Source organism: Nocardia sp. NPDC051570, assembly GCF_044454005.1.
In the GTDB taxonomy this organism is placed as follows: Bacteria; Actinomycetota; Actinomycetes; order Mycobacteriales; family Mycobacteriaceae; genus Nocardia.
The window spans coordinates 287863-310054 of sequence record NZ_JBITDI010000006.1; the positions used below are offsets into that span (position 1 = coordinate 287863).

The 22192-nt window shown below is 65.0% G+C and carries 29 protein-coding genes; 15 read left to right on the forward strand and 14 right to left on the reverse strand.

The genetic code is table 11. The annotated features are described in order from the left end of the window. Positions 1-30: 30 nt before the first annotated feature. Together ACIA76_RS17530 and ACIA76_RS17535 are read left to right on the forward strand one after the other, a co-directional pair. Entirely contained in the window at positions 31-291 is a 261-nt protein-coding gene (locus ACIA76_RS17530) for a hypothetical protein (RefSeq protein ID WP_397152839.1), read from the forward strand. Positions 292-321: 30 nt separating this feature from the next. Beyond that, positions 322-843: a DUF5994 family protein gene (locus tag ACIA76_RS17535; RefSeq protein ID WP_397152840.1), complete on the forward strand. Its 522-nt coding sequence runs from the start codon at positions 322-324 to the stop codon at positions 841-843. A gap of 31 nt (positions 844-874) precedes the next feature. On the opposite strand, the gene ACIA76_RS17540 is transcribed toward ACIA76_RS17535, so the two are convergent. Next, positions 875-2158, reverse strand: coding sequence for an NRAMP family divalent metal transporter (locus ACIA76_RS17540; protein WP_397152841.1), 1284 nt, complete (start codon positions 2156-2158; stop codon positions 875-877). A 138-nt stretch (positions 2159-2296) separates the two neighbouring features. Between ACIA76_RS17540 and ACIA76_RS17545 the strand changes: the two genes are divergently transcribed. After that, positions 2297-2419 carry a hypothetical protein gene (locus ACIA76_RS17545; protein WP_397152842.1) on the forward strand — a complete coding sequence of 41 codons (123 nt, stop codon included), beginning with the start codon at positions 2297-2299 and terminating at the stop codon, positions 2417-2419. Positions 2420-2521: 102 nt separating this feature from the next. Here ACIA76_RS17545 and ACIA76_RS17550 read toward each other — a convergent pair whose 3' ends face one another. Then, the gene (locus ACIA76_RS17550; protein ID WP_397152843.1) at positions 2522-3088 is read right to left on the reverse strand and encodes a hypothetical protein; all 567 of its coding nucleotides are present in this window, start codon (positions 3086-3088) and stop codon (positions 2522-2524) included. 196 nt (positions 3089-3284) lie between these two features. Between ACIA76_RS17550 and ACIA76_RS17555 the strand changes: the two genes are divergently transcribed. Then, positions 3285-3659, forward strand: a complete 375-nt coding sequence (locus tag ACIA76_RS17555; protein ID WP_397152844.1) for a Clp protease N-terminal domain-containing protein — start codon at positions 3285-3287, stop codon at positions 3657-3659. A 12-nt stretch (positions 3660-3671) separates the two neighbouring features. Here ACIA76_RS17555 and ACIA76_RS17560 read toward each other — a convergent pair whose 3' ends face one another. Beyond that, entirely contained in the window at positions 3672-3884 is a 213-nt protein-coding gene (locus ACIA76_RS17560; protein ID WP_397152845.1) for an SAM-dependent methyltransferase, read from the reverse strand. Positions 3885-4186: 302 nt separating this feature from the next. Here ACIA76_RS17560 and ACIA76_RS17565 point away from each other — a divergent pair, with 302 nt between their 5' ends. Continuing rightward, a complete protein-coding gene (locus tag ACIA76_RS17565) occupies positions 4187-4930 on the forward strand; it encodes an RNA polymerase sigma factor SigF (RefSeq protein ID WP_397153067.1) in 744 nt (247 codons plus the stop codon). A gap of 19 nt (positions 4931-4949) precedes the next feature. Here ACIA76_RS17565 and ACIA76_RS17570 read toward each other — a convergent pair whose 3' ends face one another. Beyond that, complete coding sequence (locus ACIA76_RS17570) at positions 4950-5183, reverse strand: RNA polymerase sigma factor (protein ID WP_397153068.1); 234 nt, start codon at positions 5181-5183, stop codon at positions 4950-4952. A 275-nt stretch (positions 5184-5458) separates the two neighbouring features. Between ACIA76_RS17570 and ACIA76_RS17575 the strand changes: the two genes are divergently transcribed. Together ACIA76_RS17575 and ACIA76_RS17580 are read left to right on the forward strand one after the other, a co-directional pair. Beyond that, a complete protein-coding gene (locus ACIA76_RS17575; protein WP_397152846.1) occupies positions 5459-6100 on the forward strand; it encodes a TetR/AcrR family transcriptional regulator in 642 nt (213 codons plus the stop codon). Positions 6101-6138: 38 nt separating this feature from the next. Further along, complete coding sequence (locus ACIA76_RS17580; RefSeq protein WP_397152847.1) at positions 6139-7176, forward strand: oxygenase MpaB family protein; 1038 nt, start codon at positions 6139-6141, stop codon at positions 7174-7176. Between the two features lies 1 nt (position 7177). Here the strand turns inward: ACIA76_RS17580 and ACIA76_RS17585 are convergent, their stop codons facing one another. The 3 genes from ACIA76_RS17585 to ACIA76_RS17595 all read right to left on the reverse strand — a co-directional run bounded on the left by ACIA76_RS17585 (position 7178) and on the right by ACIA76_RS17595 (position 10462). Further along, a complete protein-coding gene (locus ACIA76_RS17585; protein WP_397152848.1) occupies positions 7178-8053 on the reverse strand; it encodes a slipin family protein in 876 nt (291 codons plus the stop codon). Positions 8054-8062: 9 nt separating this feature from the next. Next, a complete protein-coding gene (locus ACIA76_RS17590; RefSeq protein WP_397152849.1) occupies positions 8063-9301 on the reverse strand; it encodes a fatty acid desaturase family protein in 1239 nt (412 codons plus the stop codon). A 426-nt stretch (positions 9302-9727) separates the two neighbouring features. Next, positions 9728-10462, reverse strand: a complete 735-nt coding sequence (locus ACIA76_RS17595) for a TetR/AcrR family transcriptional regulator C-terminal domain-containing protein (protein ID WP_397152850.1) — start codon at positions 10460-10462, stop codon at positions 9728-9730. A 272-nt stretch (positions 10463-10734) separates the two neighbouring features. Between ACIA76_RS17595 and ACIA76_RS17600 the strand changes: the two genes are divergently transcribed. Continuing rightward, the gene (locus ACIA76_RS17600; RefSeq protein WP_397152851.1) at positions 10735-11100 is read left to right on the forward strand and encodes a DUF5994 family protein; all 366 of its coding nucleotides are present in this window, start codon (positions 10735-10737) and stop codon (positions 11098-11100) included. Between the two features lie 93 nt (positions 11101-11193). Here ACIA76_RS17600 and ACIA76_RS17605 read toward each other — a convergent pair whose 3' ends face one another. From ACIA76_RS17605 to ACIA76_RS17615, 3 genes are all read right to left on the reverse strand, one after another. Further along, positions 11194-11637, reverse strand: coding sequence for an Hsp20/alpha crystallin family protein (locus ACIA76_RS17605; protein WP_397152852.1), 444 nt, complete (start codon positions 11635-11637; stop codon positions 11194-11196). A gap of 113 nt (positions 11638-11750) precedes the next feature. Then, positions 11751-11891 carry a DUF6307 family protein gene (locus ACIA76_RS17610; RefSeq protein ID WP_397152853.1) on the reverse strand — a complete coding sequence of 47 codons (141 nt, stop codon included), beginning with the start codon at positions 11889-11891 and terminating at the stop codon, positions 11751-11753. 15 nt (positions 11892-11906) lie between these two features. Then, entirely contained in the window at positions 11907-12074 is a 168-nt protein-coding gene (locus tag ACIA76_RS17615; protein ID WP_397152854.1) for an RGCVC family protein, read from the reverse strand. A gap of 190 nt (positions 12075-12264) precedes the next feature. Between ACIA76_RS17615 and ACIA76_RS17620 the strand changes: the two genes are divergently transcribed. From ACIA76_RS17620 to ACIA76_RS17635, 4 genes are all read left to right on the forward strand, one after another. Then, entirely contained in the window at positions 12265-12480 is a 216-nt protein-coding gene (locus tag ACIA76_RS17620) for a hypothetical protein (RefSeq protein ID WP_397152855.1), read from the forward strand. A 124-nt stretch (positions 12481-12604) separates the two neighbouring features. Further along, positions 12605-13003: a DUF5994 family protein gene (locus tag ACIA76_RS17625; protein WP_397152856.1), complete on the forward strand. Its 399-nt coding sequence runs from the start codon at positions 12605-12607 to the stop codon at positions 13001-13003. 187 nt (positions 13004-13190) lie between these two features. Further along, positions 13191-13919 carry a GAF and ANTAR domain-containing protein gene (locus ACIA76_RS17630; protein ID WP_397152857.1) on the forward strand — a complete coding sequence of 243 codons (729 nt, stop codon included), beginning with the start codon at positions 13191-13193 and terminating at the stop codon, positions 13917-13919. A gap of 70 nt (positions 13920-13989) precedes the next feature. Next, positions 13990-14754 carry a GAF and ANTAR domain-containing protein gene (locus ACIA76_RS17635; protein WP_397152858.1) on the forward strand — a complete coding sequence of 255 codons (765 nt, stop codon included), beginning with the start codon at positions 13990-13992 and terminating at the stop codon, positions 14752-14754. A 100-nt stretch (positions 14755-14854) separates the two neighbouring features. Here the strand turns inward: ACIA76_RS17635 and ACIA76_RS17640 are convergent, their stop codons facing one another. The 3 genes from ACIA76_RS17640 to ACIA76_RS17650 all read right to left on the reverse strand — a co-directional run bounded on the left by ACIA76_RS17640 (position 14855) and on the right by ACIA76_RS17650 (position 18241). Beyond that, positions 14855-15571 carry a hypothetical protein gene (locus ACIA76_RS17640; protein ID WP_397152859.1) on the reverse strand — a complete coding sequence of 239 codons (717 nt, stop codon included), beginning with the start codon at positions 15569-15571 and terminating at the stop codon, positions 14855-14857. A gap of 340 nt (positions 15572-15911) precedes the next feature. Continuing rightward, complete coding sequence (locus tag ACIA76_RS17645) at positions 15912-17876, reverse strand: potassium transporter Kup (protein WP_397152860.1); 1965 nt, start codon at positions 17874-17876, stop codon at positions 15912-15914. Between the two features lie 116 nt (positions 17877-17992). Beyond that, complete coding sequence (locus tag ACIA76_RS17650) at positions 17993-18241, reverse strand: hypothetical protein (RefSeq protein WP_397152861.1); 249 nt, start codon at positions 18239-18241, stop codon at positions 17993-17995. A gap of 31 nt (positions 18242-18272) precedes the next feature. Here ACIA76_RS17650 and ACIA76_RS17655 point away from each other — a divergent pair, with 31 nt between their 5' ends. Together ACIA76_RS17655 and ACIA76_RS17660 are read left to right on the forward strand one after the other, a co-directional pair. Then, the gene (locus ACIA76_RS17655) at positions 18273-19613 is read left to right on the forward strand and encodes a magnesium transporter MgtE N-terminal domain-containing protein (RefSeq protein ID WP_397152862.1); all 1341 of its coding nucleotides are present in this window, start codon (positions 18273-18275) and stop codon (positions 19611-19613) included. 119 nt (positions 19614-19732) lie between these two features. Further along, a complete protein-coding gene (locus tag ACIA76_RS17660; protein WP_397153069.1) occupies positions 19733-21340 on the forward strand; it encodes an NRAMP family divalent metal transporter in 1608 nt (535 codons plus the stop codon). Here the strand turns inward: ACIA76_RS17660 and ACIA76_RS17665 are convergent. Beyond that, a complete protein-coding gene (locus ACIA76_RS17665) occupies positions 21322-21546 on the reverse strand; it encodes a hypothetical protein (RefSeq protein ID WP_397152863.1) in 225 nt (74 codons plus the stop codon). The two genes, ACIA76_RS17660 and ACIA76_RS17665, sit on opposite strands and share 19 nt — an antisense overlap. A 208-nt stretch (positions 21547-21754) precedes the next feature. Here ACIA76_RS17665 and ACIA76_RS17670 point away from each other — a divergent pair, with 208 nt between their 5' ends. Beyond that, positions 21755-22129 carry a hypothetical protein gene (locus ACIA76_RS17670; RefSeq protein ID WP_397152864.1) on the forward strand — a complete coding sequence of 125 codons (375 nt, stop codon included), beginning with the start codon at positions 21755-21757 and terminating at the stop codon, positions 22127-22129. Positions 22130-22192: the final 63 nt, after the last annotated feature.

The window sequence follows — 22192 nt, forward strand, 5'->3', positions numbered from 1 at the left end:
ACATCAACATTCACTACACGGAGATCCGACATGAGAACCTACGCCTACGACAGCCGGATGCGGGGAGGCCGCCGCTCGCGACTCACCAGCATCATCGTCGTCCTGGTGTTCGTCTGGCTGGTCGTCGGCGCCATCGCCGGTGCCCAGCGCCACTACTACACCAGCGCACCCACCAGCTGCGCGAGCACCGGAACCATCGCGGCGACCATCGCCGCGGGACCCCTCAACTACCTCGGCATGAACCCGAAAGTCGGGAACTGCCACGTCGATATGCCCCAGCCGAGCCAATAGTCACCGGCATCTCGGAAGGAAGTGCCCCACATGACCATTCAACCGACCCTGCCCGACATCGGGCGAGATCCCCCCACCACATCGGGTCCACGGTTACGACTGCGACCCGGGACCAGAACACCAGACCGTATCGACGGCGCATGGTGGCCCCACAGCAACAACCTCGCCGCGGAGCTGCCCGATCTGCTGGCCACTCTGCGGCCGCGGCTCGGCCCCATCCACCGGGTGACCTACAACCTCACCGAATGGCCAACCACACCACCACGATTCGCCGATGCCGGGCGTCGCGTCCGGCTCGACGGATACCGGTTCAAACCCGCCCACACTCTCGACGTCCACGGCGTCAGCGGCGATCGAATCGCCCTGTTCATCGTCGCACCGAACACGACTCCGGATATCGCGAACGCGACCATGAACGCCACAACCGCCGCCGCGAGCCCGCCCACACTCGGCGAACTGCTCACAAGCAGCGCACGAGCACCCAGCGAACACACCGAAAGCGCAGCCGCAGAACACAATTGGGACTCCGAAGGCGGAGCACCACTCGGCTGAACCACGGTCCAGGCGATCTCGCTCCGGCGGGTTACCAGTGCAGCGTGCCCGGAATCATGTACAGCCCGAATCCGATGACAGCGGCGCACAATACCCATGTCACGTATCGATGCGGTCCGCGCATTCGCCATTGCGGCGGCAGCGCCTTGGCTTCGAGCATCAGCAGCAGTCCCAGCACCAGCGGCAGCAGCAGTGCGTTCATCACCTCGACGTCGACCGCCAGATCGACCAGATCGAGACTGGCCAGCACCACCGCGGCCCCGATGAGATGGGCCAAGGCATAGGTCAGGTAGAACTTCGCCGTCTCGCGGCTGGGGCGTTCATTGAGAGTGTGTTTCCAGCCGAATACCTCGGCCAGGCCCCAGGATCCGGCCAGTGAGGACACGATCGCGGCGACCAAGGCGGCCCCCAGCATGCCCAGCCCGAACAGCACCGTTCCACCGAACTCACCGAGGAACGGCGTCAACGCATGAGCGATGTCGCCGACGGTGTTCAGGGACGCACCGGAATTCGACAGGCCGATGGTCGCGCCTACCGCGACCACGACCGAGATCATGATGAGCTGGGTCAGTACCGCCCCGACCGCGGTGTCGTGACGCGCTTGCCGAATCACCGTGGTGGACAACTTCTTATCGATCACCGCGCGCTGCTGATAGAACACCATCCATGGCATGATGACCGCGCCGACGTTGGCGGCCAGCAGTTTCAGATAGTCCGGGTCGTGCAGTGGCAGCGACGCCATGCCGTGGGCGAGGTCGCCGAGATTCGGCCTGGCCATCACCATGGCGATGAGGAAGGCCAGCTCCGCCAGTCCGAGCGCGATACCGATGCGCTCGACTCGCCGGTAGCTGCCGGTGAGGGCCAGCGCCAGGAGGAAGACCGTGGCGATCGGGATGGTGATCCATTTCGAGATCCCGAACAGCTCGCCGACACCGGACACACCGGCGAATTCGGTCAGTAGCGCGCCGATCACCGACAGGAACAGCGTCGTCGACGACAGATACGCCCATCCGCGCCCGAATCGCTCCCGGATCAGGGCCCCATGCCCCTTCCCGGTGACGATGCCGAGCCGAATGGTCATCTCCTGCACGACATAAAGGATCGGCATGAGGATGACCTGCGGCAGGACCATCCGGTAACCGAACTGCGCACCCGACTGCGACGCGGTGATCAGCGAACCGGCATCGGTGTCGGCCAGCATGACGCACAGGCCAGGACCCCACACGGCGAAGAACCCGAGATGAATCCACCGACGACGCCGTGGCCCGCCGGAGTCGGGTGCCGTCGAAGCAAGAGCGGTCGAACCGACGTCCATGACGTAAGGTTAGCCTCACTTTCAGTGTTGGTCATCGCCGACAAGACCATCGAATGTGACGTAAACGGTGCAGCACAATCCGAAGCAGGCCCTGCAAACCGACGGCGACATCGCACAGCCACCCACAGCCACCCGGGTATGAGCTCGATCGAATTCGCCACGACCGCCCGCACGGGCCCGCCCACGCTCGACGAACTGCTCACGAGCACCGAACGAGCATCCAGCGAACACACCGAAAGCACAGCCGCAGAACGCAATTGAGACTCCGGAGGCGGAGCTCCATTCGGCTGAATCAGGCCCGGGGTGGCGAAACGGTTGTGACGCAGTCGCTCTGGTGGGCGGCCGTCGTTCAGGCGTGCGTGGTCATTCGCCTGTCGCGGGTCCGTCCGGGTCGGTGTGCGGCTGTTCCCTCGTCGGCCACATGCGGCGGCGTGTTTCGGCCACATTCCGATCAATCTCGGCCTGTTGCAGGTATTCCCGTGAGGTGCTGCGCCGCAACGCGGCCTCGCTGCGATCCAGGCGCTCCATGCTGGCGGCCAGCAGAACGCGCGCCCGCGCGATCGCCTCCCAGCTGGTCTGCTTGGCGGATTCGACAGAATCGTATGTGCTTCCGGCCAGCCGCCGCTGCTTGGTATCGAGTTGCTCTTCGCGGGCATCGGCGGACGCCTCACGCCGATCGGCGATCTCCTCACGCGCATCGGCGGCGAGTTCACGCCGATCGACGAGCTCCTCACGCGCATCGGCAGCGAGTTCACGCCGATCGGCGATCTCCTCGCGTGCGTCGGCGGTATTCTCGCGCCGGCCCAGCGCCTGCTCGCGCTGCTGCCACTGTTCGCCCCCGTGCGCCATCCCGGGCTCACCTCCGACCGCGGGCTCGGGACGATCGCTGCGGGCTGCTTCACTGTCGCGCTGGTCCTGCTCGGCTGCCACATATCGATGGTTGCACCTCGGGCGCCCCGCGAACAGGTGACTGGGACCCCGAACCGGCCAACGGCCAAGACCACCACTCGGGCCGCGATCGGTTCGAACCGGTCAACCTGCCGCGATCGAATGGGAGTACTGTTCGAATGGTTCCTGAGTCCCGTAGGCGGCTCGCGAGTTCCATCCGCGATGCAGGAGATCCGCCATGACCGGCACCGACCCGACCACTTCAACCCACTCGGCTGCGATGCACCATCGTGATGGTGCCGCACGAGGGACGGCCCATCCCGCGGGTTCGGCCGGTCTCGCCGACGGCGACAACGGGCGGACACCTCGGATGCGACTCTCACCCGCGGACGATGCTGTCGGTGTCGACGAGTTGATGACCGCGGAAGTCGAGGAGGTACTGCGGCGCGCGGTCGACCTCGCTAATACCTTCGGGCATCGGCAGGTTCGTGTCGAGCACGTCGCGCTCGCACTCCTCACGGATCCGCATTCATCGGTCCGGCGGGGGTGGCGCCGCGCGCTGACAGCGCCGCAGTGGCAGCAGGTCCTGCTCGCCGCCCTGCACAGCCGCTGATTCCGCCCGTGATCAGGGTTTGCGGGCCACGCCCGCGTAGCCCGGCACCTTCGCATCCCAATCCTTCGGCAGCTCGGTCCCGGCCCGCCACCGATGGATGGGCACCACACCGGGTTCGAGCAGTTCCAGCCCGTCGAAGAACCGGGTGACCTCGGCCTGGTCGCGGGGCCGGCAGTGCAGTCCACGCGCCCGGTACACCTGCATCGTCGCTGCAATCGGCTTCACGGTTGATCCAGCTCGACGTGGCCGCCAACCCGTCCCACCGCCGGGATGGTGCCTGCTACCCTGAATGAAGGGCACGGTTTCGCACTCAACACCGTGTACTTCAATTGATTTGCTGTCCTTGACCCCGGCAGTCGTACCGCATCAACGCGACGACAGAGGGTGTCATTGTGCGCACCGCGTTCGAGTCCGTCGACAACAACCGTAGGGCGATCGGGACATCACAAGTTCGGACCGGTCCGGCGACGCCGCCTGTTTCCGCGCGAGCGTCGCGCAAGAATCGCGGCGGCGACAGCTACGACAACATCGAACCGTTGTTCGCCGAGCTGGCAGGGTACGACGCTACAGATCCGCGCCGAATTGCTTTGCGGGAGAGGGTAATCGGGCGCTGCCTTCCGCTGGCCGACCATATCGCCCGGAAGTTCGCCGGGCGCGGGGAGAGCTTCGAGGATCTACTGCAGATCGCTCGTCTGGGACTGCTGTACGCGATAGACCGCTTCGACCCCGCCTATGGTTCGACATTCCTGGGCTTCGCGGTGCCGACCATTATGGGCGAGGTCCGCCGCCACTTCCGCGACCACACCTGGGCGGTGCGAGTTCCCCGGCGAATCAAGGAAATCCAGCAGATGCTCGGCCCGGCCACCGAGGCGCTGATACACCGGCTGGGCCGCCTGCCCAGGGCCAGGGAGATCGCCGAGGAACTCGGCATCGATCTGACCGAGGTCACTCAGGCTCTGATCGCCAACAACGGCTACGAAACCTCCCCCATCGATGCCGTAGCCGACACCGAAAGCGACAACGCGCCACAGTCTTTACTCGACCTGCTCGGTGCCGAGGAACCCGAATACCGCATGGTGGAGGACTATCTCGCGGTGGCGCCGTTGATCGCCGCACTGCCCGAGCGAGAACGGCGCGTACTCGTCATGCGTTTCTTCGAATCCCAGACCCAGGCCCAGATCGCCCGGCGGATCGGCGTCTCGCAGATGCAGGTCTCACGCATCCTGGCCGGTACTCTGAACACATTGCGCGATCAGGCATTACGCGACTGAACGACCTGCTGCCGCTCGGTCACCCTCGGCCCAGATGTGTTCGTATCGCATGCAGGCCGTCGTGGAGTTGTTGTTTGACAACAGATTCGGGGACTCGGGTGGCCGCGGCCGCCTGCGGACAAGAAAGATGTCCGTAGCAGATCAGCACGAGGATACGGCGTTGCGGACCCGGCAGCGCGGCAATCGCATTCGCCGTTGCTATCGCAAGATCCGGATCACCGGCTGTTCTCGCCAAGGCGCCACCCATCCTCATTCCCGTCTCCGAGTGGATTGCGACGCAGCGGATATCGACCGGCTGCGTCGGAATCGGTAGCAGCGTGCTGCAGTGCACCGATGAGCTGTCGCGGGTCGAGCAAGCCTTCACCCGGATCCGCCGCTCCTCCAAGTACACGCCGGCAGACCTGCGATGTCAACGGCGTAGACCTACACTCATCGATAACCGGACACGACCCATCCTTGATGGCAACGAATGCAACACAATCATCAGTATGTGTTGCATCGGTTGAACGAGGACCTTAGGCTGAGGACATGAAGCAGAGCATCGCGGCTCTCCTTGCCGCCGGGATTCTCGGCGGCAAGGACACCGACGCCGATCGGACCGTAGAGCGAATTCTCGATGCCACCGTCATGGAGGCGGCGTCCTCGGGAGTCTCGCGATTGAAGATCGATGCCGTCGCGCGGCGGGCCGAGGTCAACAGGACCACCGTGTATCGCCGCTTCGGTGATCTCGACGGCCTGATCGCGGCGGCCACCATGCGCGAGGGCGGCCGCATGGCCGATACGGTTTTCCGCGCGGTCGAGGGCGTGGACGATCCGGCGGGCAGGCTGGTGGAAGGTTTCGTCGCATGCATGCGGATGGCTCGTGAACATCCGGTCATCGCGCGCACCGCGGCGCTGGAGCCGGATCGGCTCATCGCCGCGGGCCTGGCCGACGACGCCGCGCTACTGCGGCTCGGCAGCTCCGTGGTCGCGCAGCTGATCCGAGAGGCCCAAACCGAAGGTCACGCAACACATTTGGATGCCGACGAGGCCGGCCAGACCGTTGCCATGATGTTCGCGGCCTGCGTGCTGATGCCGACCGAGCACGGGATCGATCTGCGCACCGACGAATCCGTGCGCGCCTATGCGCAACGCACGGTGGCACCCATGATTCTCGGGCCGAGCGCCTAGCTCGACACCGCCCGAACATCGAGCGAGAAAGGCATGCGATGAGCAACCACAACGAGGTGGTCCCGCACGAGGATTACGGCTTCTTCGGCCCGGATTCGGTGTCCTGGAAGGTATTCAGCTATCCCACCGCCCTGTCGGTCGGGTTCCAGCGGACCGTCGTCACCGAGATGTACGAACCGTACCTGCTGGCCTCGGTGAACGACACCGGCGCGGTCCGCAAGCGCCCCTCACTCCGTTACGACCGGACACTGCAGTACATGGCGACCGTCACCTTCGGCGACAGCACCTCGGTGCTGAAGGCATCGGACATCCTGGTGAAGATCCACTCCAAGATCACCGGCACCGAACCGATCAGCGGATTGCGTTACGACGCCAACGACCCCGAAGCACAGCTGTGGATCCATCTGACCGCATGGCATTCGGTGCTCTACACCTACGAGAAGTTCGGCCCGGGCAAGCTCGGTCCCGAAGAGGAACAGCGGTATTGGGCCGAATGCGCACTCGCCGCGCAATTCCAGACCATCAACATCGACGACGTACCCCGCTCTCGCGAGCAGATGCGCGCCTACTACGAGCGCATGCGGCCGATCCTCGCGGCCACGGAGGCCACTCAGGAGCATGTCGAGTTGCTGTTGAACGCCGCGGATACGCTCCTGCCCGACTCCGCGCTGCTGTGGCCCGTCGCCAAGCTCACCCAAGCGGTGTTCCGGAGGGCCACCATCGCGACCCTGCCGCGGTGGATGCGCAAGATGGGCGGAGTGCGGCAATCGCCGGTGACCGATGCGCTGATTACTGTCACCTTGCGGATGTTCTTCCGGATGATCGCGCACAGCGTTGCGGCACAACGATTCGTCCTCCGCACGGCCAGTCCGCTCACGGTGCCGGTCCTCGATCCGATCCTGTGCGCGGTGCCGCCGAACAACCCGATGGTCTGGACACCCGAGCAGGCCCGTGCTCGGCACGGCATGCTCACGCCGGCCGAGCAGTACGCCCGCATCCGTGCGGCCGACGCGCAGGAGCCGCTACCCGATCACGCGGCCGCTGACGGTAGCCGACCGCTGCTCGCCTTCGGATAGGTCAATTCGGGAGCGCCCCGACCTTCACCGAGTCGGGGGTGTTGTCGAGTGTCGATGCCGCGCCGGGTGCGGCCGCAGGCGGTGATTGGGCGGCGTGCAGGGCCGCGGAGGCGGTGGTCTCGCGGGCGAAGAAGGTGCCGATCTCGCCGATCGCGCTCATCAGCGGCGCCGGGAACACGACGGTGGTGTTCTTGTCCACCCCGAGCTCGATCAGGGTCTGCAGGTTGCGTAGCTGCAGGGCCAGTGGGTGCGCCATCATCGTGTCGGAAGCGTCGCCTAACGCCGCGGCGGCCAGCGATTCACCCTCGGCGGCAATGATTTTCGCGCGCTTCTCGCGTTCGGCTTCGGCTTGGCGGGCCATGGCTCGCTTCATGCTGTCGGGCAGCTGGATGTCCTTGAGTTCGACCAGGGTGACCTCGACGCCCCATTCCAGGGTGGTCCTGTCGAGGATCTGCTGGATGTCGGCATTGATGCTGTCGGTTTCGGAGAGCGCTTGATCGAGGGTGTGCCGGCCGACCACCTTACGCAGGGTGGTCTGGGCGATCTGATCTATCGCCGAGTACACGTTTTCGATAGCGACGACCGATTTCTCGGCGTCGACGATGCGGAAGTAGGCGACGGCGGAGATATCGACGCTGACGTTGTCGCGGGTGATGATGCCCTGCGACTGGATAGGCATGGTGATGATGCGCATCGATACCCTCGACAGTCTGTCGATGACCGGAATGATGAAGTTCATACCGGGTTGCCGGACCGCGATCACTCGCCCGAGCCGGAACAACACACCTCTCTGATATTGGGTTACCACCCGAATCGACAAGGCCACCAGTATCAGTACCACCACGACCACGGCGATCACAACGGCGACTACGTTCATGACTTCTCCTCAGGGATGCGCGTATATACCGGCGGTCGCGTTCGCCGCCGCCGTGCGAAGCGCGGTGCGCAGGCCGCGCCTTCCGGATAACCGACGGGCATCGACGACGTCGATCGCGTTGCGGTCGTTGAATTTCCGCTCCGAGGCGGTTTCGGGGGCATCGTCGGAACTCGCGGTCAGGAAGCGATCCGGCAGGGCCAGTTTGTGGATGGTGCGCATGACCAACAGGTACTGGTGCAGTAACGAGCCGGTGGTGTAGGGCAGATCGTATTCGTCGCAGAGGGCGCGCACCCGGCGAGCGATCTCGGGGTAGCGGTTGCTGGGCAGATCGGGAAACAGGTGGTGCTCGATCTGATGACTCAGATGCCCGCTCAGGAAGGCCAGCACCGGCCCGGCGTCGAAGTTCGCGGTGCCGAGCATCTGCCGCAGATACCATTCGGACTTGGTCTCCCGCTCGACGACCGCGGGGGTGAATTTCTCGGCGCCGTCGGGGAAGTGGCCGCAGAAGATCACCACATACGCCCAGACATTGCGGAGCGCGTTCGCGGTGAGATTCGCGGCCAGGGTGCGGCGCCAGCGGCGGCCACTCAGCGCCGGGAACAGCAGGTAATCCTTGCCGGTCTGCCGGGCGATCTTCTCGATCAGGGCCTTGGCCTGCGCGGCCTTCTCCTCGCTGGTCGTATCGCGGGCACGTTCGGCATCCATTCCGTGTATCGCGATGCCCCATTCGAAAGCCGCTGCCAGCACGAGATTCTGCAACGGCTGCAGCAGCATGTACGGGCGCCAGCGCTGATCACGGGTCACGCGCATCACGCCGAAGCCGATGTCGTCGTCCATGCCGAGGACGTTGGTGAACACGTGATGGCGATAGTTGTGCGAATACCGCCACTGCGACGACAGTCCCGCCATATCCCATTCCCATGTGGTGGAATGGATTTCGGGATCGTTCATCCAATCCCATTGGCCGTGGCAGACGTTGTGGCCGATCTCCATGTTCTCGATGCTTTTGGCCACCGCCAGCCCGGCGGTCCCGACAAGCCATCCGAACCGGTGGCGGCTCAGCGCGATCGTCAGCCGGGCCGCGGCATCCAGAACTCGCTGGAATGCGATCGTGTGGCGGATGTAGTTCGCGTCGCGCGTACCGCGCTCACGCTCGACGTCGGCGCGGATCCGGTCGAGTTCGCTCCCGAGCGCCTCGATATCGGCCGCGCTCAAATGCGCGTAGACAGCAACTTCCGTGATTGCCAAATTCGTTCCTCGAATTCCTGTGGGGCGGTGTCGTGGACGTACCGATGGGCGGATGCCCGAGCGACGATGCCCTGTGCGCGTCCAGGATTCGGGTCAGCGCGCGACTCGTTCGACGCCTCCGCGGGTGCCGTCACCGCGGAGGTGTTTCCCCAGGTTCGCCTTCGCTGCCCGAACCTGCTGCACGAACTTGCTCTCGATGGCCATCGTGGTGATCCAGTCTCCGGATGCACGGCATCGGCCGGTACGGCCGAACGCTCTACAGTCCGGACACCACCAGCATAGGCCGACTTACAACGTATGTCTACGATGTAGAATTACACCGTTGACCAGGACAGGAGCACCGATGATGATCCCGCGAACAGACCGAACCAGCCCCGATCTCGAGGTATCCGCCGCGGAGCAACGGTGGGAATCCGAGGGCGGCGCCTACCTGGACGGTCCGGTCGAATTCTCGGCCAGGCCCGTCAGCAGGATGTCGAGACCGCGTTCGAGTTCCGCGGCGCCGTCGTAGGCGGCCAGCACCGGCGCCAACTCACGCAACAGCGGGAACTCGCCGATCGGCAACCGATACAACCCGAGCCGCAACAGGGCGTCGGTTTCCTCGGGCCGTTCCACGATCTCCTGCAGCTCGTTGAGAACATGCCCGGAGAGGAATCCGAACAAGACCCGATAGACATGCAACGCATCGGCACCGGAGAATCCGGCGCGAGTGAGTAGCGCGAGAATATCTTCCAACGGCCGCAGCACGGCCTGCGACCGCAATCCCAGCGGCGTCGCCAGCGGCCGGGTCACCATCAGCGGGACAGCCCGCGGGTGCTCCAGCGCCAGCTTCCGGAAATCCCTTGCCACAGAGCGCAATTGGGCCATCCAGTCCGGATCGGTGACGTCGACCGACAACTGCGCGAACACGACCTCGGCCACACCATCGAGCACCGCGGCCTTATTCGGCACATGACGGTAGATCACCATCGGATCCCGCCCGACCGCATCGGCCAGCCGCCGCATCGACAGACCGTCGACACCGTCCCGATCGACGATCTCGAGCGCCGCGGCCAGCACCGTCTCCCGCGTCACCGGAGGAGTTCCACGGCCCGAGGCCGGGCGATCGGAACGTCCTGTCCCGGATCGGGCAGTCTTGCGGTTGATCGGCTGTTCGGCCATCGCGCGAGCTCCGTTCCTTCGGAAAGTCCACTGCTCGTCGGAGAGTGGACCGATATATCGTAGGGCAACTGTATCAATCAGCGTAGACCTACATTGTTGACATCGGGCTCCGCGCGGCGTGTACTGAGGAAGTCAATTGATCAGAGGATCCCCCGAGTCTCGATGATCATCGTCGCCCTCGAGTACCAGACTCAGGAGTAAACACCATGGCGGCACCGCAGATTCACCGACGCTCCGCCCGGCATCGTGTTCCGCCTTCTTACACGCCGCGATTGCGGCTGAGGCCGAAGGCCGACAGCGACGAATACCTCGACGGCGCCTGGTGGCCACGATCCGGTGACCTCATCGCCGAACTACCGGATCTGCTGGCCGTGCTGGCCGTTCGACTGGGCCCGGTCCGGCGCGTCGTATACGACCGCGCCAGCTGGTCCCGAACGCCCCGGCAGATAATCATCGACGATCGCGCGGTTCCGCTCGACGCCTACACCTTCGAACTCGGCAACACGATGTACATCTTCGGCAGTGCCGGCGCAGTCATCGTCCTGCGAGTCATCCCGTCGGTCGCCGACCCCGGCATGGCCCATTCGGCCTTGATGGCCATGGTCACCCGGGAACCGGCGACCACCCCCTCCGAATGACGGGAGCGGATCTTTCGAGGGATCTTTCCACTCACAGCACCGCGGCCGCCCGGAAACGGGCGGCCGCGGTGTTTCGAGTGTCGAGCTGTTCGATCAGCTCGACGAGCCGGTCTTGATGCTCTTCTTCGATGACATTCCGGAGACCTCGATGCGGCGCGGTTTGGCCTTTGCCGCGGCCGGGATCGTGACCGACAGGACGCCGTCCTGATAGGTGGCGCTGATCTTATCGGCCTCGACACCCTCACCGAGGGTGAGCTGGCGCATGAATCTGCCGGCGAATCGTTCGGATGCGATCCATTGCACACCCTCCTCGCTCGGCACACTGCGCTCCGCGCGCAACGTCAGGATGCCGTTTTCGACGCTCACCTCGACCGACCCGGGATCCACACCGGGCAGATCGGCATTGAGTACGTAATGGTCACCGGCTTTGAACAGATCCATCGGCATGAAACGTGGAGCCCGAGCGGAACCCGCGGATTCGCCGAGTAGTTGACGTGCGACTGTGTCGATGTCATGGAACGGATCGAACCTCAGCACAACTATCACCTCGATTTCGAGTGGCGACGCTTCGCCAAGACGGCGGACGCCGGTGGTTGTGCAATTCCCATGTTACCACTCCGGTGATGAAAATGGCTGCATCCGAACACTTCTCAGCGTACTTTCTCGGGAATCGTATCGAGCGCGTGCAGCATATGCACCGCGAGTTCGGTCGCGGCGTTGTCATCGAGTTTCGAGTATTTCAGCACGACATCTCGAACACGGGCCACGCGCTGCTCGTAGAGCGTTTCCATTGTCATTTTCTGCTCCTACCGGTAATAGAGTTTCTCTCGATCGACCGAACGGGCACAGACACATTCACGATCCAGACCACGTGCCGTCGTCGCGAAACAAAATCTGATTCCTATCGGGTCGTGGACTTCCCAGGCATGCGGGCATGCCGCACAAGAGGATTCGGGCATTGCGGGGTAACGCATCCCTTCGAAGGCAATCGCCTCACAGTGATGGCACCTGCCAGCGTACGCTCTCGCCGCCCGAAAATCGAATGTAGACGTTCAATGTAGCTCTACACTGTTGACACCGGCTCTTCGGGGGCGTGTACTGGAACAGTCGAGATCACCATGCTGCTCATCGGCGCAGTGTCGAGGGTCGCGCGCAGGAGTTCCCATGATCATCTTCATCGCCTTCGTCGCCGGAATCCTCCTCGGCGCAATCGGAATGGCGGTACTGAACCGCCTCGGAACCGGTGTCGGACACCGCCTCCCGCAAGCCCTGCTCGGCCGTCGGTCCGAGGACACCGCGGCAAGCCGGGATATCCGTGAAAACGCCGGCGGCTCCAGACATATCCGCACCCACCCGAGTTGGCGCGACCGACTCGAATAACCATGACGATGAGCATCGGACGGGCTTCTGGCCTCGACATCCTGATCATCGGCCTCACCACAACATGCCACCGGCCGCGGCACGGCCGAGATCAGGAGCGTCCATCATGACAAGGCAGTCGATCATGACCAGGCACACGAACGGAATCAGCGATTGGCGGCACGCATCGTTTACCCATCAGCTGCGGCTCGAGCTCAATACCGTCACCACCGGGCCCGTCGACGGGTTCTGGTGGCCGTACAGCCGCAACCTCGCCGACGAACTTCCGGACCTGCTCGCGACGCTCGAGCTCCGGCTCGGCTCGATCTATCGAGTGATCTATCACCTCGACGAATGGGCTACTGCCCCTGGAGAACTCGACTTCAATGGGCGTCGTCTCCGGCTGGACGGCTACCGGCATATACCCGCCCGCACCCTCGAAGTCCTCGGAGTCGGCCTCGACACCCAGCTGACGCTTCGGATCATCACCCCGCTCGACGAGCCCGAGAAGATCGGCAGGAGACCCCTTCTGCTGTCGCGTTGATGCGATTCGACCGCCGGGATCAAGGGCAGCAAATCGACTGAAGTACATGGCATCACGTCGGAACCGTGCCTACGATTCACAGTAGCGGGCGCCACCCCGGAGACGGGAGGCTGAGTCCGCATCACAAGGTCAGACCGACCCGACCACCTCAAAGGTGCGCCGATCGACGCCCGGGAGGCGGTGGTCGTTGAGTGATTTCGACCCGATGAGCAATTCGGCAGGCAAGGCCCGCGACGCTCTACTGTTCGCCTTGGGCGACAGCGACAGCGATGTGGACGTGGTGGCTCGGATAGGCCGGGTATGTGTGGAGCTGCTGCCTGTCGACGGTGTCTCGGTCTCCCTGATGACCGGTACCGATCAGCGCGAAATACTGTATGCCAGTGATGAAGTCGTCGCCCGGATCGAGGCGGTGCAGTTCAGTCTCGGTGAAGGGCCGTGTTTCGAGGCGTTCGAGACCCGCCGACCGGTACTGATCACGGACCTGCGAGGTGCGACCATCCCGGCATGGCCGATGTTCGCCACCGAAATGGCCGGTCAGCCGGTGGGGGCGATCTTCGCGTTTCCGCTGATCAGCGGCGCGATCAGCCTCGGCGCGATGGATCTCTACCGCGAGCACACCGGCTGGCTGTCTACCGCCGATATCGCCATTGCCCTACAGGCCGTCGATATCGTCACGATCGCGGTGCTGGACCTGCAATCGAATTCCTCGGATACCCCGTGGTGGACCGCACTACCCACACATCGCGCGCAGGTGGACCAGGCGATCGGGATGCTCATCGCGGCATTCCGCATCTCCGCACCACATGCGCTCGCACGGCTGCGCGGTTACGCCTTCGCCACCGGACGTCTGGTCGACGAGATCGCCGACGATCTGGTGGCCCGCCGATTGGCCCCCGCCGATCTGGATCAGCCGTGAAGCCGATCGCCCGAACCCCTCGCACCGACAGCCGACCTACCCTGACGATTTGGAAGGAAGGAGCATCACGATGCCCTCCGTACCCCTATCCACCGCAGAGCGAGAATCCAAACTCCTGGATGCGTTCGTACAGATGGCAGACACGCTGGTCGACGACTACGACATCGCCGACGTCCTGCACGAACTCGTCTCCCACTGCGTTCGCCTGCTCGGCTTCGCCACGGCCGGAATCCTGTTGTCCAACCAACGTGGCGGTCTGCAGGTGGTGGCCTCCTCGACCGAACAGACCCGCATGCTCGAGCTGTATCAGATCCAGACCAGCGAAGGACCGTGCTGGGACTGTGTGCATTCCGGCGAACCGGTTTCCGCCGCCGACCTGGCCGCCGAGGCAGACCATTGGCCGCTGTTCGTCCACCACGCACTCGACCTGGGATTCGCCGCCGCGCACGCGATACCGATGCGGCTACGCCACGAAACCATCGGCGCGCTCAACCTTTTCGGCCTCGAGCCGCAACCCCTGCCCGAACAAGATCTTCGGGCGGCACGAGCACTCGCTGATACCGCGACCATCGGAATCCTGCAGGAACGGGCGATCCACCGCGGCGAGGTACTCACCGAACAACTTCAGGTCGCCTTGATCAACCGCGTCGCCATCGAACAGGCCAAAGGCATTCTGGCACAAGCGGGCAACCTCGATATGGACCAGGCATTCCAGGCATTGCGCTCCTACGGACGCCGCCGCAGCACCCGACTGTCCGATATCGCCCATCAACTCGCCAGCGGTGTGATCGGCCCCGACACCGTCCTCACCGATCGACGCCGCGACGATTCCTGAAACCCGACCACCTACCGAACCGCCGGAGCAGGCGACCGGCCACACCGCTGACTCGCGGTGTGGCCGGATTCGTTTCTCGATCAGACCTGGCTAGGCCGTATCAGCAGTTGCCGCTGCCGGTGCCCGGATGACCGGGAGCGCCCTTGACCAGACCGGCTCCTCCTTGGCCGCCGGGGCCGCACTGGCCGACAACGCCGGTGCCGGTTTTGGCTCCCCCGTTGCCGCCACCACCGCCGGCTCCGCCGGTCCCGAGGACACCGGTGCCACCGTTCCCGCCGTTCCCACCGGCCCCGCCGCTGTTGTCGGCGCCGGAAGCACCGCCGCCGTTACCGGCTCGGCCTCCTGCCCCGCCCGTGGCGACGCCCAGGGCATTGCCGCCGATCCCACCGGCCCCGCCCGCGGCACCGGCACTGCCCGCTCCCCCGATGGCTCCGGCACCGCCCGCGCCCCCGACTCCGCCCGCGCCGCCGGATCCTGCACCGGGACCGCCGGTTCCGCCGAACCCGCCGCTGCCGCCGATGCCGAGGGGACCGGTTCCGCCGTTCCCGCCGTTCCCGCCCGCTCCACCGGCGCCACCGCCGAATGCGGCTCCGCCGTTGCCGCCGCTACCGCCGGGACAGTTCGCGGTGCCGGGGCTACCGTTGCCGCCGACGCCTCCGGCTGGGTGGGAGGCCGTGCCCGCGGCACCGTCGGCGCCGTTGATCGGCGCACAGGCGGCGAATGCGGGTGGGGCCACGACGATCATGGCTCCGGAAGTCAGTACGAGGCCGCCCAGGACGGCGGCGATGCGGGTACGCGTAGTACGAGTTCTTGTCATGGTGGTGCTCCCAATGTGTTGATGAGCAGATAGGCGCGACACGCGTTCGCCGTCTTCGTCAGCGTTGCTGGAGACTGAAATTCGAACTGTGGTCGCCGCTGAGGCCCGGAAATGCCGGGCCGGACGGTGCTACCGAGAATCCGCAGGAACGAGTCTCTTCGGTGAGAGCTATCAGGAACCTCGTGCGGCTCGGATTGTTACACCTCTATTACACGCCCTCGTCAACCAAGTGTCAACACTGTAGGTCTATGACAGAGATCTACAGTGATTCACTCACCTCGAGGGCTTGAATGCCAAGCGGCAGTAGCTGTCTCGATGTCCAGGGACTCCGGGCGCAGGTCTACACCTCGATCTGCGAGCCCAGGCTGATGGTGCGGTTGCGGGGTAGGCCGAAGTATTCGGCGGCGTCGGCGGTGAGGTAGGAGGTGGCGATGAACAAGCGTTTGCGCCACGGTGCCATCGACGGGGCCGGCCCACGGCGAAGTTCGATGGTGGACAGGAAATACGAGGCGTGGTCGAGTTCGAGCGATCCCTCGGTGGCCGCCGGGTCGACAAGCGCCAGCGCCGTCGGCACATCCGGGGTTTCCATATAGCCGTAGCGGGCGGTGATATGGGTGATGCCGTCGTCGACGGGCCCGAGATGATCGATCGCGACGCGTTCGTCATCGGGGACGCGGGGTACGGGTTCGGTGTGGATCGACATGATCACGATGTGTTCGTGGCGGACGTGGTTGTGTTCCACGTTGGCGCACAATGCGAGTGGGGCGGATTCCTTGTCGCTGTCGAGGAAGACGGCCGTCCCTGGAACGGATACGGTCGGTGGGGTACCGGTGGCGAGGCCGTCGATGAACTGGCGCAGCGGTTCTTCGCGGCGGGCCCGCTCGGCGGTGACGATCTGGCGTCCGCGTTGCCAGGTGGTCATGACCGTGAACGCGGTCAATCCGATCAGCAGCGGCAGCCACGCGCCGTGCAGCAGTTTCGTGAGATTCGCGGCTACGAACAGCAGGTCGACCACCAGCAGCGGGACCGCACCGAGCGCGATCAGCCAGCCCGGGGTATGCCAGCGCGCCCGAGCGATGTAGAAGAACAGCAGCGTGGTGATCGTGATGGTTCCGGTCACGGCCATGCCGAAAGCGAAGGCCAGCGCGGTCGAGCTGCGGAACGCCAATACGAGGGTGAGCACCGAGACCATCAGCAGCCAGTTGATCCAGGGCACATAGATCTGACCGATCGTCGACTCCGAGGTGTGCACAAGCCGCAACCGCGGCAGATATCCGAGCTGCGCGGCTTGTGAGGCAACCGAATACGCGCCGGTGATCACCGCTTGGGAAGCGATCACCGTCGCCGCGGTGGCCAGCAGCACCAGGGGCAGCCGCGCCCAGCCGGGAGCGAGCAGGAAGAAGGGGCTGCCGATATTCGCGGGGTCGTCGAGAATCAGCGCCCCTTGGCCGAGATAGCTGAGCACACACGCCGGAAACACCAGCAGCAGCCATGCCCTCGTGATCGAACGCCGCCCGAAATGGCCCATATCCGCATACAGCGCCTCGGCACCGGTGACCGACAAGACGATCGCGGCCAGCGCGAAGAACGCCGTCCCGAAATGCCCGGCGAGGAAACCCAGCGCATACGTCGGCGACAGCGCCTCGAGGATGCGCGGATGGCGCACGATACCCGCCGCACCGCAGGCGCCGATCGTGGTGAACCACACGATCATCACCGGACCGAACAGGCGACCCACCGCCGCGGTTCCGCGCCGCTGCACCATGAACAACGCGATGATGATCACCACCGTGATCGGTACGATCAGATCCTTCAGCGACGGCTCCACGACCTTCACCCCCTCCACCGCCGACAGCACCGAGATCGCCGGGGTGATCATGCTGTCGCCGAAGAACAAGGAGGCGCCGAAGATCCCGAGCGCCGCCAATCCGATGGCGGTCCGTCGCCCGTGGCCCGGGTTCGATCGGCGAAGCAGCGTGATCAATGCCATGATCCCGCCCTCGCCGTCGTTATCGGCGCGCATCGCCAGCAATACGTAGGTGACGGTCACGATGATCATGACCGACCAGAACACCAGCGACACGACACCGAACACGTTGTCGCTGCGCACCGGTACCGGATGCGGATCGCCGGGATCGAACACCGTCTGCAGGGTGTAGATGGGGCTGGTGCCGATATCACCGAACACCACCCCCAGAGCGCCGATCACCACCCCCCACCGCACGGTATCGGGCACGCGAGGCTCCTCGGACCGGCTCACCTCGAACGCGGGCCCACCACCGACCGTGCCGCGCACCTCAGCCATCGCGCTGCCTCCTCCGCACTCGACCCGCGAGTGTCGCTACTCGCGGGACATACCGCCGGCCGCCCTCGAATTGTCCTGTGCCGCAGTCGGGTTCACGGCGGCCGCGCGATGCGGTGTCAGGATTTCTTCCGTGGAACGACGATAACCACGATCAATGTCAGGATGCCGAAGAACAGGCCGAGTATGCCCCACCCCAGCGGATTTCGTCCTTTGGCGGCGGCGATACCGGCGCAGATAGCCACTACCCCGGGGATCGAGCGGCAAACCACGACGTTTCCGTGGGCGATGCTTGTCGTTCGGCGATCGTTCTCGATCATTGGCGTCGATGCGGCGGCGGTGCGGGTGCAGGATTGGACGAACGACACTCGCAGTCCGTCGGCTACCCAGGAGTTGCGTATGACTGAGCCCGCGCCGGTGTTACCGGAGACGACGGTGACGACCGTACACCTGTCGCAGGTGTTGAGATCGCCCGTGGTGGCGCGGTCCGGGCAGGTGATCGGCCGCGTCGACGACCTCATTGTCCGGTTGCCGGGTGGGGATGCCTACCCTCCGGTCTCCGGCGTGGTGGTGAGTATGGGCGGTCGCCGCGTGTACGTATCCGCCGACGATATCGCCGAGTTCGGCGTGGGCCGGATCGTGTTGTCACGCAACAAGGTCGACCTGCGCGGGTTCGAGCGCCGCGACGGTGAGGTGCTGCTGCGCGCCGACATTCTCGGCCATCGGCTCATCGATGTGGCGGCGGCCGAGCTGATCCGTGCCTATGATGTCGAACTCGACCATATCGGTGACGCTTGGGTGCTCGTTCGCCTCGATACCCGTCGTCCCGCACGGCTTTTCGGTCTGCTCAAGTCCACCGGCGGGCATGCGGCGCGGGATTGGAAGGCGTTCGAACCGCTGATCGGGCACACCGATTCGATCACCGTGCGCGGTCTGAGTGGGCGAGTGGTCGGGTTGAAGCCGGCGCAGCTCGCGGATCTGCTCGAGGAGGCCGATAAACGCGAGCAGGGCGAGATTCTCGATCGAGTGCACGGCGATCCCGAGCTGGAAGCCGACGTATTCGAGGAACTGGACCCCGACGAGGCGCGCCGCCTGCTCGGCGAGAGGTCCGACACCGAGGTGGCGGCGCTGCTGGGTCGAATGCGTGCCGACGATGCCGCCGACGCGATCATCGATCTGCGGCAATCGCGGCGGCGACGGGTCCTGGATCTCATGCCGCCGGGACAGCGCACCAAGGTGATCACGCTGATGGGGTTCAACCCCGACAGCGCCGGTGGGCTCATGAATGTCGACATCGTGTCCTGCTCCCCGGAAACAACCACGGCCCAGGCTCTTTCGTCGATCGCCGCCGCGACGACCATGCAGCCCGAGGCGTTGTTGAAGATCCACGTCCTCGAGGAGTCGGGGCGGCTGGCCGGGGTGGTCTCGGTGATCACCCTGCTGCAGACCGATGCCGGTACCGCGGTGCGGGAGCTGATGGACCGTGACCCCGTTCGTGTCGCGGCGAGTACGGATCTGACCGATATCGCGCTGCTGATGGCCGATTACAACCTCTACACCGTGCCCGTCGTCGACGATAACGATCGTGTGCTCGGCGTTGTCACCGTCGACGACGTGCTCGAGGCGACCATCCCGGAGGATTGGCGTCGCCGCGAACCCGCGCCCCGTCCGCTCCGCGAACCCGAACAACGCTCGGCCCCCGGGTCGGCAACCACCCCGGACGGCGTTACGCACCCATGACCAGTAACGACGAAAACCGCACCACCCCCGCACATCTCACCTCACCCGCCATCCGAGACTCCGACACCCCACCACCAGCGGACACCCTCGCCACCCCGGCCACCGGCACCCCCGCACCGATGCCCTCCTCGGCGGTGCTGGATTCGGCGCACCTCGGTGATATCGAGGGCGCGTTCGGCCGGATCAGCAGCACCGACACCGATCGCCCCCGCACACTGCGTACACGCCTGCTCACCTTGGCCGCGATCATCGGGCCGGGCCTGATCGTGATGGTCGGCGACAACGACGCGGGCGGTGTCGCCACCTACGCCCAAGCCGGGCAGGACTACGGCTACAGCCTGCTCTGGGTTCTCCTGCTGCTGATCCCCGTCCTGATCATCAACCAGGAGATGGTGGTTCGGCTCGGCGCGGTCACCGGCGTAGGACACGCCCGGCTGATCAACGAACGCTTCGGCCGCGGCTGGGGCTGGTTCTCGGTGGGAGACCTGTTCGTCCTGAACTTCCTCACCATTGTCACCGAGTTCATCGGCATCAGCCTGGCCGCGGACTACATCGGCATACCCAAATACGTCGTCGTGCCCGTCGCCGCGGTCGCGCTCATCGCGATCATGGCCACCGGCAGCTTCCGCCGCTGGGAGCGGGCGATGATGGTGTTCATCCTCGTCACCCTGCTGCAGATCCCGATGTTGCTGCTGTCACATCCCCAATGGGGCCACGCCGCACGCGATTTCGTGGTCCCGGGGGTGGAGGGCGGGTTCACGTCGAATGCGGTGTTGCTGATCATCGCGATCGTCGGCACCACCGTCGCACCGTGGCAGCTGTTCTTCCAGCAGTCCAACATCGTCGACAAACGCATCACCCCCCGGTTCATCGGCTACGAACGCGCCGACACCACCCTCGGCGCCTTCGTCGTCGTCATCGGTGCGGCCGCATTGATGATGACCGCCGACTACGCCGCCCGCGCCACCGGCACCAGCGGAAAGTTCACCGACGCCGGAGAAATCGCCCATTTGCTCGGGCAGGCCGACCACATACTCGGCCCGATCTTCGCCATCGTGCTGCTGGATGCCTCCATCATCGGCGCCGCCGCGGTCACCCTGGCCACCAGTTACGCCTTCGGCGATGTGTTCGGGATCAAACATTCGCTGCACCGCGGCTTCTCCGACGCCAAGCAGTTCTATCTGTCCTACATCGGCATGGTGGCGCTGGCCGCGGCGATCGTGCTGATTCCCGGCGCGCCACTGGGTTTGATCACCACCGCGGTGCAGGCGCTGGCGGGTCTGTTGTTGCCGAGCGCGAGTGTGTTCCTGCTGCTGTTGTGCAACGATCCGCAGGTGCTCGGGCCGTGGGTGAACCGGCTGTGGCTCAACGTGATTGCCGGGCTGATCGTGGGCGTGCTGTTGTTGCTGTCGGGAATCCTCATGGCCACCACCCTGTTTCCGGATCTCGACGTCATCCGCACCGCCGAATACCTGGCGGCCGGGCTGCTCGTACTCGCCGGCGTGGCGATAGTGCTGCTGCGATGGCAGCAGCGGCGTACCCCGCCGATACCGAAGATGGTGGTGGCCGCATCCGAGAAGGACCGGTGGCGGATGCCGCCGCTGACCCTGCTCGAACCGGTCGTGTGGTCACCGGGAACGCGCCTGGGTATGCTTGCCCTGCGCGTCTATCTGGTGATCGGTGCGATCCTGTTGCTGGTCAAGGCGATTCAGCTCGGGCGAGGATGACGTCGGTCGCGCTGCCGACGCCGCATCCGCCACCGGCGCTCGCGTACGAGTGGATGCCTGGCGAAGAGCAGGCCGACCAGGAGCGCGAGCAACACCGCGATCAGTATCGCGGAACCGATCCACACCTCGGTACGACTGTAGAACGGCACATGCCGAGGCGGCGTGCCGACCGCGACCACGACCGTCACCGCATCGAGCATCATCACGACCGACCCCTCCTTCGCACATTCGAAGCAGAGCAGTTCCCTGCCCGACAGCATAGGACCGCACCGGTGGTTCCCCGCCCGTTGCCCGACGCCACGGCATCGGACTTCGACGAATGGGCACGAGCGTAGACTCTTCCCAAAACCATGCGTATCGACTCCGAGTCCTGAAGCGCGGCTCCGGACCTCACTACCGACTCAGGAGAACGCCATGGAGAAAGTTACGCCGTCTGCGCTACCCGGCGATTCGATACCGGATGCGATGTTGCCGACGCACCGGTTCTACGACCCCGTCCCAGGGCTGTCCGGAGAGCATGCCGCAGCGTTCGCCTACTCCAGCGACCGACTGGTACGACACCTGTTCGATGTCGGCCTCCAATTACGCACCATGCAAGCGGTATTCGACCGCGACCACGCCACACCCGAAGAGATCCGTGCCGCCAGCGACACCGTCGGTGCGGTACTCAACGACTTGAACGTGCTGATCAGCGATGCCGGACTGGCGATGCTCGCACTGAATTCCGCGACCACCACGACCGGCTCCGGCAACGGGCAGACCACCCACCGGCGCAGGCGCCGCCGATGAGGCCCGGCTCGCTGCAGCGTGTTTCGATTGCCGTGTCGGCGAGCGGGTGTCATAGTTTCGGGG